The following is a 14,668-nucleotide window of genomic DNA, read 5'->3' on the forward strand; positions in this document are numbered from 1 at the left end:
CCATTTTCCCTCGTACAACAATTGCATCACTTCCTCAGTTCGGCAACTTATGTACCGGTAGACTTAAAGAAACGACACAACAAACAACTTAGGAAGTGGTCAGAATGTCTCGATCTGCTCTCACCCGCGTCTTCGCTGCCGGTGCTGGTATGAGCTGCATACTCTCATTGAACGCTTGCTACAGCCCCAGCGATGACACTGCTGTCGATACCTCGTTCGCCGCACAGGAAGAATCAACCAGCTCGCGGGCGGAATCGATGACGTCATCGGCAAAAACATCGGAGCCCGCTAAAACTACCGCTGCCGGTCAGCCAACTAAGACGGTAGAAGACACCACCCCGTTAAGTCACAATCGCCACCAAGCCCAGGACAATGTTCCTCACAACGTGTTCGGTGGCATGGGCGCGCCATCTCTCGCCGATCATCGCCACCTACCTCCGGGTTTGGGCAACCTCGTGCCCACCGGAATTCGGGTAGCCGCCCATGACTCTTATACCCGTGTCGTGGTTGACCTCGAAGGCGAAGGAGAAGCGGGGTGGTTTACTACCTATACGGCTCAGCCCACACATCAGGCATCGGGACTTCCAGTCGAGGTACAAGGCGCTACTTTCCTCAACCTTGGTATCGAGGGCACCCCGTGGCCATCGACGCCGGAGTTAGAGCAAAAATTCATGGATACTGGCATCACCCCAGGTGCTGGTGTCGTGCAAGAGATCAATTACACCACTACCTTCGAGGCACAGACGCAGCTGGTCATCGGGTTAAAAAAGCAAACTCCCTATTCCGTGACCTTCTTACAGGAACCCAAACGGCTCGTACTTGATTTTCAGAACTAGGTAATCATGACTAGAGCATAGTCAGTGGCCCTGCTTCCCACGCATGATGGGAAGCAGGGCCACTACTGTGAATACAATGTAAGGGATTAATCCTCAACTGGCACTAGGGAAGTCTTACCGCGGTTATCGATATCCACGATTTCTACCTGTATCTTGTCGCCCACGTTGACAACATCTTCGACCTTCTCGATGCGCTCGTCGCCACCCAGGTTGGAGATGTGAATCAATCCATCGCGGCCCGGGGTCAAGGACACAAAGGCACCGAATGGAACGGTTTTAACTACCGTGCCGAGGAAGCGCTCACCCACCTTGGGCAGCTGCGGGTTGGCAATGGAATTAACCTTTTCAATCGCAGCGTCAGCAGCTTCGCCGGTTACCGCAGAGATGTAGACCGTGCCATCCTCTTCAATTGAAACGTCAGCACCGGTATCCTCGGTGATCTGGTTAATGGTCTTGCCTTTGGGCCCGATGAGCTCACCAATCTTATTGACAGGTATCTTCACCGAGGTGATCTTCGGGGCCAGGCCGGACATCTCATCCGGGCAATCAATGACCTCTGCCATGGTTTCCAGGATAGTAGTACGTGCATCGCGGGCCTGCTCGAGGGCCTGCACCAAAACCTTAGACGGAATGCCGTCAAGCTTCGTGTCTAGCTGCAGTGCAGTAATGAATTCGGAAGTACCCGCAACCTTGAAGTCCATGTCACCGAAGGCGTCTTCGGCGCCGAGAATATCCGTGAGCGCCACGAACTTTTCCTTGCCCTTGATCTCACCGGAGACCAAGCCCATGGCAATACCGGCTACTGGCGCCTTGAGCGGAACGCCAGCGTTGTAAAGCGACAGGGTGGACGCGCACACAGAGCCCATGGAAGTGGAACCGTTGGAACCAAGGGCCTCAGAGACCTGGCGAATGGCATACGGAAATTCCTCGCGCGAAGGGATAACCGGTAGCAGGGCCCGCTCAGCCAGTGCGCCGTGGCCGATTTCGCGGCGCTTGGGCGAGCCAACGCGGCCGGTTTCACCGGTAGAAAATGGTGGGAAATTGTAGTGGTGCATATAGCGCTTGGACTCGATGGGAGTAAGCGAGTCGATCTGCTGCTCCATCTTCAACATATCCAGGGTGGTTACGCCGAGTATCTGCGTCTCCCCCCGTTCGAACAAGGAAGAGCCATGTGCGCGTGGTATCAAATCAACTTCGACGGACAGGTCGCGGATATCGGTAAGTCCGCGACCATCGATGCGGAAGCCATCGGCCAAAATCTTGCGGCGCACAATCTTCTTCATAAATTCGTTATAAGCAGCGCGAATCTGCTTGGAAGCCACTGCCTCTTCCAGGTCAGCAAATTGCGGCAGAAGATCTTGCTCTACCTGCTCCATGTGCGCATTTGTAGCTTCCTCGCGCTCCTGCTTGCCCGGGATGGTCAGCAGGCTCTCTAACTTCTTAGCAGCGGTCTTTTCCACTGCGGCTAAGACATCATCCCCATAAGCTGGAAACAGCGGGAACTCTTGGGTCTCTTTGGCGGTGCGCTCTGCAAGACCTTTTTGGGCCTCGCACAGGGTCTTGATGAACGGCTTAGCTGCCTCAAGGCCCGCTGCAACAGCCGCTTCCTGCGGAGCCGGGGCACCATCGGCGATACGCTCGGCGACGTTGGCGCCAGCACCCGCTTCCACCATCATGATGGCGACGTCTTTTTTGCGACCTTTCGTGACGATGCGGCCGGCTACCACCATCTCGAAGAGCGCGCGCTCGTGCTGCTCGTGGTTCGGAAAAGCCACCCACTGTCCCTCCGGGTGCTTTTTATCAGCGATAAGCGCCATGCGCACGCCACCGACGGCGCCGGAAACCGGCAGGCCGGAGAGCTGGGTTGCCGCAGACGCGCCGTTAATTGCTACCACGTCGTAGTACTCTTCCGGGTCCTGCGACAGGACGGTGATCACTACCTGCACTTCATTGCGCAGACCTTTGACAAAAGTAGGGCGCAGCGGGCGGTCAATGAGGCGACAAGCCAGGATGGCCTCAGTGGAGGGACGGCCCTCGCGGCGGAAGAAGGAGCCGGGGATCTTGCCGGCTGCGTACATGCGCTCTTCCACATCAACAGTCAGTGGGAAAAAGTCAAAGTTTTCACGCGGCTGGTTAGAAGCAGTCGTAGTGGCCAGCAGCATCGTATCATCATCGAGGTACGTGGTGACAGAACCGTCAGCCTGACGTGCCAATTGGCCGGTTTCAAAACGTACCGTGCGGGTACCAAAATCCCCATTGTCGAGGACGGCGATAGCTTCGGTAATACCGAATTCTTCATCGATATTGAACTCTACGGAGTTCTGAACGCTCATCTAGTTAATCTCCTTGAGTGTTTAGGCGATCGTCGGTGCCGCCTTTTCCACATTGTTTTGACAACGGTGGAAATTCTAACAGAGATTGTCTACTTTTGAGCTACGGCAATCGCAATCGCCACTGTTCCCGTCCAAGCTTAAGTAGGGTATAAAACCACTAATTCCCCTTGCCACAGGGCAAGGGGAATAATTCGGCCGCAGTCGCGTCGCAATTAGCGGCGCAAGCCCAGGCGGGAAATCAGATCACGGTAACGATCCACGTTGTTTTCTGCCAAGTACTTCAGCAGGCCACGACGACGACCAACCATCAGCAGCAGACCACGACGGGAGTGGTGATCATGCTTGTGAAACTTCAGGTGCTCGGTCAAAGTGTTGATGCGAGAGGTTAGCAGGGCAACCTGCGCCTCAGGGGAACCAGTGTCGGTCTCGTGCAGGCCGTACTCCTTGAGGATTTCGGCCTTCTTCTCAGTGCTCAATGCCATGAGTATTTCTCCTATATTTCAGTCCACACTATTCTTCTACGCGCAGCACCGACCCGGCGAACTCCGCGTGCCGCAACTGTCGTGAACCACAGTCGCTAAGCCAACTGGTCATCTTACAGCCAGTTAGCATGCCAAATCAAAACGGTGCACTACTTGGTGCCTACCGTGCGGAAAAGTTCTTCGAGGCGGTCCACAAATTCACGGACAAAGCGTTCGTTGTCCACGCCCACGGCCACCTTCGCGGTTGGTTCCTGACTCAGCCGCGTTTCATCGGCGATGGTTCGCCCCCGGGTGGGGCCTTCCGTATCCGTTTTCATATTGGTTTCGATGACCTCTACCAACGACGGATCTGCGGCTACCGCCACGGCCAGCGGGTCGTGCAGACCACAACCGCCCAAGTGGGGAGCCATGGTGGCATAAGCGCGAATGTAATAATCCACCATATCGGCGAAAACCTTGCCCGCGGTCGTTCCGGTAGCGCGCCAGCGCGCGGTTTCTTTTTCCGTCAAGAGGGTGCGTAGCGTGACATCAAGGCCCACCATGGTGACATCGCTGCTATGGCGAAAAAGGTAATCGGTGGCATCCGGGTCTTGGGAGATATTGGCCTCCGCCCACGCGGACACGTTGCCGGGAACGGTCAGTGCCCCGCCCATCATGACAAGGTGGGCGTTGGTGGCAAAGGAGGCATCGGCAAGCATGGCCTGGGCGATGGTGGTAGACGGGCCGGTCGGAATAATGACTAGGTCATCACCATAATCACGTACGGCCTGCAAGAGGAAATCCGTGGCCGACTGCGTGTCCTCGGTCTTATCGGACGGGGTGAGCAAAACTTCGCCTACGCCATTTTGCCCGTGAATGAACGAGGAAATCTCGCTGGGCTGGAAACCGTTCGGGCTGGGGCCCGCAAAGACTGGAATATCAGGCGTATCCAGCAATTCCAGCAGCGCCAGGGTATTGCGCACCGCGAGCGGGACCGTGACGTTGCCATAGGTGCAGGTCACCCCAATGAGCTCAAGATCGGGGTGGGCCAGAGCATAAGCCAAGGCCAACGCATCATCAATGCCGGTGTCAAGATCGAGAATGGCCTTCATTTAGTTCTCCTTTAAGAAATAGTCTTGGCGGTTGCAGCCGTGTGCGCGAGCATCGGCAGCCAACACCTCGCGAGCGGCTGCGACGTCGTGAGCCATAGCTTCCAAAAGCTCCTCAACGGAACGAAACTTCACCATATTTCGCAGGTGGCCTACGAATTTCACGGTCGCCTCATAGCCATAAAGATCAGCATCGCGATCCAAAACAAAAGACTCGACGGATCGCTCTTCATCACCAAAGGTCGGATTCGTACCAACCGAAATTGCGGCAGCATAGGCTACGTCGGGCTGCATATTCCCATCGAGGGGCGAATCAGAATGGACTATGAACCAACCGGCATATACCCCGTCGGCGGGAATGGCTATGGTATCCGGGAAATACTGGTTAGCCGTAGGAAATCCTAGTTCCTTGCCGCCGCGTCCCGCACCACGAACCACGGGACCGGTGACCGTAAAGTGTCGACCAAGCGCCCAATTCGCTGATTCTATTGCTCCCTGGGACAGGCTGTGGCGAATGAAGGTGGAACAAATCTGCACTCCATCTTCGTTCAAAAGAGGGACGATATCGACGCTAAATCCGAACTCCTCCCCCAGGTGCTGCATGGCTTCTGCGGTGCCGCTAGCCCCAGCTCCGAAGGTAAAGTTCTCCCCCACCACCACGTGGTGCGCATCAAGCTTGCCCAGCAAGAGATCGCACACGTAGCCACGCGGCTCCACTCCCTCTAATTCTTTGGTGAAGTCAATGACAAGCACCATCTCGATACCCATCTCCTCCGCCAGCTGCAGCCTCCGCTCGAAGCTCACGACGGCCAGCGGGGCACGTTCCGGCAAGAAAACAGAGACCGGATGCGGGTCAAAAGTCACCATGACTGGAACCTGATTATTCGCCCGCGCATGCTCTACGCAGGCAGAAATAAGCTGTTGATGGCCGCGATGAAAGCCATCAAAGACACCGATGGTTACCGAGGTCGGCCCCACATCCGCGGGGATGTCATCGATTCCGTAACAAATATCCACGGAATCCATCGTAGAGCATAGACTTGTTACCTATGACTGATGCGCTCGCACATTCTGGACTTGTCATTGTTGATAAGCCAGCCGGCATGACCTCTCACGATGTTGTTAGCCGCCTACGCAGGTATTTTCGCACCAAAAAGGTCGGCCATGCCGGCACCCTGGATCCCATGGCAACTGGAGTGCTGGTTCTTGGCATCGAACGTGGCACCAAATTCCTCGCACATATGGTCGCCTCCACCAAGTCTTATTCAGCCACCATCCGCCTCGGCGCCTCTACCACCACCGATGATGCCGAGGGCGAATTTCGCTGGGGCAAGGCCGCAGCCGCGCTTAGTGCTTCCGCCATCGAGGCCGAAGTTGCCACATTGACCGGCCAGATTATGCAAAAGCCCGCCGCGGTATCCGCCATCAAAATCGCTGGCAAGAGGGCCCACGAATTAGTACGCGAGGGCAAGGAGGTAGATATCCCCGCCCGCCCGGTCACCATCCATAGCTTTGAGACTCATGACATGCGCACCGAGGGCGATTTTCTGGACCTCGATGTATCCGTGCAGTGTTCCTCCGGCACCTATATCCGCTCCTTGGCGCGCGATATGGGCGAGGCCCTTGGCGTCGGCGGGCATCTCACCGCCTTGCGCCGCACGACGGTCGGGCCCTTCGCGCTTGCCGATGCCTCTCTTCTAGACGATCTCGCAGAAACCCCCCGCCTGTCCTTGAGCCTCGACGAGGCGCTCACGCGCAGTTTTCCCGTCGCGCCCGTCACGGAGGAAGAAGCCGTCGCTTTAGCAATGGGCAAATGGCTCGAGCCGCGCGGGCTATCTGGGATTCATGCTGCAGTGGCCCCTAATGGCCAAGCCATCGCGCTCATCAAGGAAAAGGGAAAAAGGCTGGCCACGGTCTTTGTGGCGCGGCCGTCTACCCTCTAAGGCAAAGACTAAGGGGTAGCCAGTGGAGTTCTAAAAGGTATCCTTTCAGCCGGAAAAATCAAGGGCCGGAACCAGCGTGGATACCATGACATAACCACCCTCTAAAATCCACTTGCCGGTGATGAACGGCACTGGCGTAGGGCGGGCCAAAATATAGGAAATAAAGGTTCCGTCTTCGCGAATATGTATCTCTGCTTGATCGAAACCAAGCCACCGATGCGTCAGAGGAAACCACGCCTTATAAGTGGCCTCCTTGGCGCAAAACAGCAGGCGGTCTGGGCAATGCACCCCCGCTTTTTCCAGGCGCGACAACTGGGGCATTTCCCCGGCTCTGGCGATCATTGTCAACACGCGATCGGGCAGGGGCTGCGCCGGCTCCGCATCAAGGCCAATAGAGCGAAAATCCTCAGTTGAGGCCACCACTGCAGCCCGCAGGCCTTCCGTATGCGTCAGGGAACCAATAAAACCTTCGGGCCACAGGGGCATTCCCCGCTCCCCGCGCAGGATCGGGGTTGCCTCTGTAAATCCCAGTTCGCGCAGGGCCTGATGCGCACACCACCGAGCATCGCCAAATTCTGATTTCCGGATATCCACCGCGTGGGAAACTAGGGACTGTTCTTCGGGGTCAAGGTGTGCAAAGTTGAACAAGTCGGCCTCGCGGGCATCCGTACGCACGTAGCAATACCGAGTAGTTTCTGGGAATAGGTCGGAATAAAACATTAATTCAACTCCCCAAAAGTCGAGGTGACCGGGTATGGCCACGGAATATGGCACGGTTGGTTTCGCCATTCGCGGGGATAACCTAGAGAGACTTCGATATGATCTACCTCATCCACATTCATCTTTGAGGGCAAGTGCAAGTGCCCATAAATAACCGCTTCTGCATTGTAGCGCCGCGGCCACGAGCGCGTATGCCGCGTGCCGCTCCACAGAGCGATCTCCGGGAATCGCAGCACCATCGTGGGCTCTTGTACGAGCGGCCAGTGGTTAACCAAGATAGTTGGCCCCTGCACCCTGGATAAACGCTTAATGGAATACGCTAAGCGGTCCCAACACCACGCGCGCACGTCTACGAAGGGCGCGATAGCTACTTCATCAGTCATGACGAGCTGTTTTAAGTTAGCCTGCTGCAGCGCTTGTTCCACCGTAGTCCCGGAAGGGCGGAAACTATAGTCATACAAGGTAAAAAGCGGCACAATCGTAGCCCCATTAAAAACCGGATAGGGGTCCTCCGGCGTTATAACCCCGATTTCCCGGCAGGCATCTACCAGGTAGTCGTATTTTTCGCGCCCCTTGTACTGGTCCTGGGACCGAGAAAATAACTCGTGGTTGCCCGGCGTCCAAATCACGGTGTCATAGCGCGCGGCTAACCCCCGCAAGATGCGCAGGATCAGCTCGCAGCGCTCTGCGACATCGCCTGCCACAATAAGCCAATCGTTGGGATCCGGCGGTGTTAGTTTTGCAATGCGCGCCAAATTTTCACTAATCGCACCGTGCAAGTCTGCTACCGCCCACAACGTTGGCATTACCGATCCCACCCACCTTACTCGTCACCGTACGAAGTTCGTTGTAGTTCCATCCTGCAGTGCTGGCGTGACTCGTTAGAATCACTGTAGCGTAGGTACTACTTTGCTACTACAGCCCATTTCATGGAATAAAAGCGCCAGACCACGCCTAAGAGGCGGAAAGTAATGAATGCGGCCAAACCGCACCATACCCCGGTCAGCCCCGTGCTCATGGCATGCGCAAGGAGCACCCCGGGCAAAAATCCCAAAAGCACCGCGGCAATGGTTAGACTACGCAGAAATGCCGCATCCCCTGCCCCTAGCAAGACACCGTCGAGTGCAAAGACCACGCCACCGGCTATCACCATGCCCACGAGAATCCACCACGGTTGGCCCATGGCATCGATGACTTCTTGCGAGGAGGTAAACACTCGCGGAATGAACCCGGCCCCGGCAGCGAAAATCAAGGCGAGGAAGGCCGAAAAAATGGTGGAATACATCACTACCTTGCTTCCCACACTGCGCGCGTGACGAGCCGAACCGGCACCCAAGGCCGCCCCGGTCAGGGCTTGGGCGGCTATGGCCAAGGAATCCAAGATCAGCGCCAGGAAGTTCCACAACTGCATCATGATTTGGTGGCCACCCAAAGCCGCGGTGCCGACGCGGGAAACCACGGCCGTTGCGGTGAGAAAGGCCACCTGAAAACTGGCCGAGCGCAAAATAAGATCGCGGCCCAAGATCAGCTGTTCGCGCACGATGCGCCAACGAAACTCCCACGAACCGTTATGCTGTTTGTACAGCTCGCGCACGAAGAGACTCGCGATAATGCTCATCCCCAATACCGTGGCAATGGCAGAACCGGCAAGTCCCCACCAGTACACGAATGCAGGTACGGCAATAGCACCGGGAATCATACCAGCGAGAGTAAAATAGAGCGGCTTCTTGGTATTTTGTATACCGCGCATCCAGCCATTTCCGGCCATTTCCACGAGAGTCACGGGGATTGCACATGCGGCTATCCGCAGCCAGAGCGCGGTTCCTGCTGCAGTCGTGGGATCCCCGGTCAGCCACTGTGCAAAAACGCCAGCGAAGATCCACATGGTGAGGGCCAAAATCGCACCAACGCCCAGGGCCACGTAGGTTGCTTGCACGCCTTCTGCGACTGCCTCAGCCCGCTTTCCAGCGCCAAATAGGCGGGACGAGCGCGCTGTAGTGCCGTAGGACAAGAAGGTCAGCTGCGTGGTCACCACGGTGTGAATCGTGGCTGCCGCAGCAAGCGAGGCTAATTCTTGGGCGCCCAGGCGCCCCACCACTGCGGTATCGAGCAAGAGGTAGAGCGGCATCGCCGCCAGGACTCCGAGGGCAGGAAACGCGAGGCCAAATACCTCGCGTGCGCTTACTGTCGTGGGTGTTGACTGCTTAGTGCTCATTGATGGCACTCACCAGCTCCGCGATAATGCTTTCTTCGCTTCCCGATGTCATGTATCCGGCAGCGGGAACATGTCCGCCGCCGCCAAAAGTTGCCGCTAGAGCTCCGCAATTGATTGTCGTCGAACGCAAGGATACCGCCCAGATCCCGGGCGATTGCTCCTTAAAAACAACTCCCAATTCTGTGTCCTCTAAGGCACGAACAAAATCTACTAAGGACTCGACCGCGGAATCAGAATGACCGTCGATATCGGCCAAGCCTGCTACCAGGATACCCACGCCCAGTTCACCGGCATATTCGATGCGAAGTCCCGCGAGCACTCGGCCGATCATCTGCAAATCGTCAGGGGTCGTAGCATCGAGCAGGTCCGTGGCAATCTGCTTGGTGTCCAGGCCAAACTGCATCAAACGCGTGGCCACATCATGCATGGTGGGCCTACCCCAACGGAAACTGCCCGTATCGGTCACAAGCCCGGCGTACAGGCAGTGCGCGATGTTACTTTCGATCTGCACCGACAACATATCCAAAATGGTCAATATAACCACAGTGGTGGACTCGCATTCGGAATCGACCAAATTCACTGAGCCAAACCCGGCATTGGACGAGTGGTGGTCGATGCACAATACGCGCCCTGTCGCCGCCTTCGAGGCAATGTCCGCAGAAAAAAGGCCAGTACGATCGATCGCCCCACAATCCACGGTGACATAAAGGTCATAGCCTTGCGGTAACTCTCGCATCACCTTGACCTGTTCGGCTGCGGGAATAGAGTAAAGATTCGGCGCAAAATCCTTATCCTGACCGATGACTGCACATGCATTTTTCCCTCTTTGCTTAAGGGCTAAAAGCAAAGCTGTAGCCGAGCCGATGGCGTCGGCATCCGGGCGCAAGTGAGTGACGATACAGATGCTCTGCGCCCCGGAAATAGCATCGACTGCGTCCTGATATTCCTTGCAGGTCAATTAAGCCTCATCTTCGTCGGATTTCTTGTACGGGTTGGCTTCCCCTGCAGGCTGAGCATTTTCCTTCAGCTTCGCTAGCTCTTTATCTCGAGCCCGAGCCCGTGCTAAGAGCTCTTCCATGTGCGCGGAGGCTTCTGGCACGGTATCGAGCTCGAAGGTAAGCGTCGGCGTAAAGCGAACGGACAATTGATCGCCGACGATCTTGCGCAACTGGCCCTTCGCGCGCTTGAGTGCTTCCGCAGCTTGGTCATAATCGGGCTCTGCAGTGATATCGTGGCCGCGTACGGTGTAAAAAACGGTAGCATCGTGCAAATCACCAGTAACCCGGGCATCGGTTACGGTGACCATTTCCAGGCGGCGATCCTTAATCTGCAGCTCAATCGCGCTAGCCACGATTTCCTGAATCCGTTTTGCTAGCCGCGCTGCACGTGCGTGATCGACCATGGGAACCTCCAAGCTAAAGGGAATAACTTATTCCTAAATTACTGTGTCGCGGTATCAGAAACCACCAGTTTAGTTACTCACCGCAGCCAATGGAAACCGCTTCATAACCACATGCAAAAACGCGAAACGGCCCGCTCTACCTTTCACACCTAGCAGCCTAACTCCGCGAAGAAAGGGTTCTAAGGTGGGCACGTACAGCGGGCCGACGCTAGCGGCAACTAGTCGCGCGGTACCTCGACTTCTTCATAAGCTTGAATGATATCGCCTACCTGGATATCCGGGTAGGACAGCACCATACCGCACTCATAACCAGCCTTGATCTCGGTAGCGTCGTCCTTCTCGTGACGCAAGGACTCGATCTGGGCATCGGAAGTAATGACGTTGTTATCGCGAAGCAGGCGAACCTTGCCGTTGCGGACAACCTTGCCCTCGGTGACCATACAACCAGCAATGGTACCCACCGAGGAGGACTTGAACAGGGCGCGGATCTCCGCTGCACCGGTTTCGCGTTCCTCGTAAATCGGCTTGAGCATGCCCTTGAGAGCTGCTTCGACTTCCTCGATGGCCTTGTAGATAATCGTGTAGTAACGAATATCCACGCCCTCTTGGCTAGCAACCTCCGTTGCCTTGCCCTCAGCGCGAACATTAAAGGCAATGATGACGGCATCGGAAGCAGCGGCCAAGGAAATATTGGTCTCCGTGACGGCACCAACACCACGGTCAATGATGTTGAGCTCGACTTCATCCTCGGTCTTAATATCTAGCAAGGCATCTTCCAGCGCCTCGACAGAGCCGGCGTTGTCGCCCTTGAGGATGAGGTTGAGGGTGGAGGTTTCTTGCAATACCTTGTCCAGATCCTCCAGGGACACGCGCTTGCGCTGTTTTGCTTGCAAGGCGGAACGCTTACGGGCGTCGCGCTGGTTAGCAATCTGACGGGCTACGCGATCATCATCAACCACGAGCAGGTTGTCGCCAGCGCCCGGCACACCGGACAAACCTTGCACCTGCACGGGACGGGAAGGACCGGCCTCTGTGACGTCCTCACCAAACTCATCGAGCATGCGGCGCACGCGACCATGCGCATCGCCGACAACGATAGAATCACCGACGTGCAAGGTACCACGCTGGACAATGACCGTAGCAACCGGGCCGCGGCCACGGTCCAAGTGGGCCTCAATGGCCACACCCTGCGCATCCATCTCAGGGTTAGCCGTGAGCTCAAGAGCAGCATCGGCAGTCAAAATGACGGATTCTAGCAATTGATCGATGTTCTGGCCCTGCTTAGCAGAGATATCCACAAACATCGTGTCGCCGCCGTATTCCTCCGGCACCAGGCCGTACTCCGTGAGCTGTCCACGAATCTTGTCCGGCTGCGCCTCCGGCTTATCCACCTTGTTTACGGCCACAACAACCGGGATATCGGCTGCCTTGGCGTGGTTGATAGCCTCAACCGTTTGCGGCATGACGCCGTCATCGGCAGCAACAACCAAGATAGCCAAGTCGGTGGATTTGGCACCGCGGGCACGCATGGCGGTAAAGGCCTCGTGACCAGGGGTATCCAGGAAGGTAATAGTGCGCTCGCCGTCCACGTCAACCGTGGTCTGGTAAGCACCGATGCCCTGGGTAATACCACCGGCTTCACCAGCGGCCTCATTCGTCTTACGGATTGTATCCAACAGACGAGTCTTACCATGGTCTACGTGGCCCATAACAGAGACAACTGGAGGACGTGATTGGAGGGCCTCTTCGCCACCTTCATCCTCACCAAATTGCAGGTCGAAGGACTCGAGCAGCTCGCGGTCTTCGTCTTCCGGAGAAACGACTTCTACCGTGTAGTTGATCTCATCGCCTAATAGCTGAAGCGTATCTTCCGATACGGATGCAGTTGCGGTAACCATTTCCCCAAGATTGAACAGCGCCTGTACTAATGCTGCAGGATCGGCACCGATCTTTTCCGCGAAGTCAGACAGCGAAGCGCCGCGGCGTAGCCGGACGGTTTTACCCTTGCCATCTGGCAAACGGACGCCACCTACGACGTGTTTCTGCTGCTCTTCAAACTCATGGCGCTTTTGCCGCTTTGACTTCTTACCCTTGCGAGGTGCGCCACCTGGGCGGCCGAATGCACCGGCGGTGCCGCCGCGGCGTCCACCGCGTCCACCGCGGAAACCACCGGGGCGGCCGCCACTTGGGGCACCCGGGCCACCCGGACCACCCGGACCGCCTGGTCCACCATGGCCGCCGCGACCACGACCGCCGCGTCCGCCACCGGTCGGTGCCTTGGACGGCATCGAGGCCGGGTTCGGATGCGAAGGCATCATGGCAGGCGACGGACGACGTCCACCACCCTGGCCTTGGTTGTGTTCCTGGCTGCCCTGACGGTTATTGCCGCCTTCATTTCGGCCGCCGCGCTTACCACCGCGGTTATCGGCGGGACGGTTGCCGCCGCGCTGGCCCTTGGAGCCTCCGGGGCGTGGGCCGGGGCGATTGTCCCCGCCACCCGTGGAAAATGGGTTATTAGCCACGCGGCGTGATCCGCCAGGCTTAGGCATCGGGCGTGGCATGGCATTTCCAGGGGTCGGGCGCTCGCCCGATTTTTTCGCATCGCCTTGTCCCGCATTCTGACCGGGCTTCGGCGCACCTTGGCCGGGTTTCGGTACGGCCTTTCCACCGCCAGCACCTGGCTTTGGTGCTGCCTGAGCGGGTTTGGGGGCAGCCTTAGCGGACCCTGCACCTGGCTTCGGCGCAACGGCGGATGGCTTCGGGGCGCCTGGCTTTGGCGCAGCGGGCTTTGCGCCTCCTTGTGCGCCAGCACCTGGCTTTGGCGGAGTCGATGCTGGCTTCTTAGCACTGCCCTGTCCGGGCTTAGCCGGCTTCGCTGGCTGAGCAGGCTTAGCAGGCTTAGCAGCCTTCTCAGCCTTGTCTGCCTTATCTTCCGTGGCATCGCCGCCGGACTGTGCTTCATAGTGAGCGCGCATCTTCTTGACCACCGGTGGTTCGATGGTCGAGGATGCGGTTTTTACGAACTCGCCCTGTTCCTTGAGAGTAGCGAGTAGTTCCTTGCTGGTTATTCCGAGCTGTTTCGCCAACTCGTGAACACGTAGCTTTCCGGGCACTTGTCACCTCTTGATATCGCCTAGGAGCCAAGGCCGCGAAAAACTGGCCTGACCTCCTAGTTAAACTTTCTGGACTTTCATCGCTGATGCTTCATTGTTGTGCGCTCATCAGTGTTCGGTCTTCCTTTTTAACTCTGGTGTGTACGAATTCTGTGCAATCTCTTCCGCACACGATACTTTTTCGCACTGTGTTTCCAAGTATCTACGTACCTGACCTGTGTCCACGGATGTGGACGTGCGGAGCGCGCGCCTAAAAGAACGTTTGCGCTCAGCTAGCTCGAGTGCAGAAAGCGTGGGGGTTATCCATGCGCCGCGGCCGGGCAGCCGCCGAAATGGATCCGCCAGCGCACGGCTGCCGAGAGGATCACTGGCATCAATGACCACTCGCAGCAACTCCGTATCGGGCATGCGGCGACGCGTAGCGATGCAAGTACGAAGCCGTTGAGTTTGCGACATCGAACTCCTTAAATTTCGCTGCGTCTTCATGTCCCTTTCTGCATCTGGGCTGTTTACTAGCCTACGCTATATATCCGCAA

General features: G+C 57.0%; 13 protein-coding genes. 2 read left to right on the plus strand and 11 right to left on the minus strand.

Annotation, left to right across the window (positions count from 1 at the left end):
* The first annotated feature begins 104 nt into the window (after positions 1-104).
* Positions 105-836, plus strand: coding sequence for an AMIN-like domain-containing (lipo)protein (locus tag D9V82_RS02760; protein WP_121910861.1), 732 nt, complete (start codon positions 105-107; stop codon positions 834-836).
* A gap of 86 nt (positions 837-922) precedes the next feature.
* Here D9V82_RS02760 and D9V82_RS02765 read toward each other — a convergent pair whose 3' ends face one another.
* The 4 genes from D9V82_RS02765 to D9V82_RS02780 all read right to left on the minus strand — a co-directional run bounded on the left by D9V82_RS02765 (position 923) and on the right by D9V82_RS02780 (position 5,765).
* Positions 923-3,169, minus strand: coding sequence for a polyribonucleotide nucleotidyltransferase (locus D9V82_RS02765; RefSeq protein ID WP_121910862.1), 2,247 nt, complete (start codon positions 3,167-3,169; stop codon positions 923-925).
* A gap of 212 nt (positions 3,170-3,381) precedes the next feature.
* Positions 3,382-3,651, minus strand: a complete 270-nt coding sequence (rpsO, locus tag D9V82_RS02770) for a 30S ribosomal protein S15 (RefSeq protein WP_121910863.1) — start codon at positions 3,649-3,651, stop codon at positions 3,382-3,384.
* Positions 3,652-3,800: 149 nt separating this feature from the next.
* Positions 3,801-4,742 (minus strand): nucleoside hydrolase, encoded by a 942-nt coding sequence (locus tag D9V82_RS02775; protein WP_121910864.1) that lies wholly within the window; start codon positions 4,740-4,742, stop codon positions 3,801-3,803.
* Positions 4,743-5,765, minus strand: coding sequence for a bifunctional riboflavin kinase/FAD synthetase (locus D9V82_RS02780; RefSeq protein WP_121910865.1), 1,023 nt, complete (start codon positions 5,763-5,765; stop codon positions 4,743-4,745).
* Positions 5,766-5,788: 23 nt separating this feature from the next.
* Here D9V82_RS02780 and truB point away from each other — a divergent pair, with 23 nt between their 5' ends.
* Positions 5,789-6,682 carry a tRNA pseudouridine(55) synthase TruB gene (gene truB, locus D9V82_RS02785; RefSeq protein ID WP_121910866.1) on the plus strand — a complete coding sequence of 298 codons (894 nt, stop codon included), beginning with the start codon at positions 5,789-5,791 and terminating at the stop codon, positions 6,680-6,682.
* A gap of 45 nt (positions 6,683-6,727) precedes the next feature.
* Here the strand turns inward: truB and D9V82_RS02790 are convergent, their stop codons facing one another.
* The 7 genes from D9V82_RS02790 to D9V82_RS02820 form a co-directional block, all read right to left on the minus strand.
* Positions 6,728-7,402 (minus strand): 4'-phosphopantetheinyl transferase family protein, encoded by a 675-nt coding sequence (locus tag D9V82_RS02790; protein WP_121910867.1) that lies wholly within the window; start codon positions 7,400-7,402, stop codon positions 6,728-6,730.
* Positions 7,402-8,208: a metallophosphoesterase family protein gene (locus D9V82_RS02795; protein WP_121910868.1), complete on the minus strand. Its 807-nt coding sequence runs from the start codon at positions 8,206-8,208 to the stop codon at positions 7,402-7,404. Before D9V82_RS02795 ends, D9V82_RS02790 begins: the two co-directional genes overlap by 1 nt.
* Before the next feature lie 98 nt (positions 8,209-8,306).
* Positions 8,307-9,617, minus strand: coding sequence for an MATE family efflux transporter (locus tag D9V82_RS02800; RefSeq protein WP_121910869.1), 1,311 nt, complete (start codon positions 9,615-9,617; stop codon positions 8,307-8,309).
* Positions 9,607-10,575, minus strand: coding sequence for a DHH family phosphoesterase (locus tag D9V82_RS02805; RefSeq protein ID WP_121910870.1), 969 nt, complete (start codon positions 10,573-10,575; stop codon positions 9,607-9,609). Before D9V82_RS02805 ends, D9V82_RS02800 begins: the two co-directional genes overlap by 11 nt.
* Positions 10,576-11,019 (minus strand): 30S ribosome-binding factor RbfA, encoded by a 444-nt coding sequence (rbfA, locus tag D9V82_RS02810; RefSeq protein WP_121910871.1) that lies wholly within the window; start codon positions 11,017-11,019, stop codon positions 10,576-10,578.
* 218 nt (positions 11,020-11,237) lie between these two features.
* Complete coding sequence (gene infB / locus D9V82_RS02815; RefSeq protein WP_121910872.1) at positions 11,238-14,132, minus strand: translation initiation factor IF-2; 2,895 nt, start codon at positions 14,130-14,132, stop codon at positions 11,238-11,240.
* A 108-nt stretch (positions 14,133-14,240) separates the two neighbouring features.
* Positions 14,241-14,588, minus strand: a complete 348-nt coding sequence (locus D9V82_RS02820; RefSeq protein WP_121910873.1) for a YlxR family protein — start codon at positions 14,586-14,588, stop codon at positions 14,241-14,243.
* Positions 14,589-14,668: the final 80 nt, after the last annotated feature.

Source organism: Corynebacterium macginleyi (assembly GCF_003688935.1).
Classification (GTDB): Bacteria; Actinomycetota; Actinomycetes; order Mycobacteriales; family Mycobacteriaceae; genus Corynebacterium; species Corynebacterium macginleyi.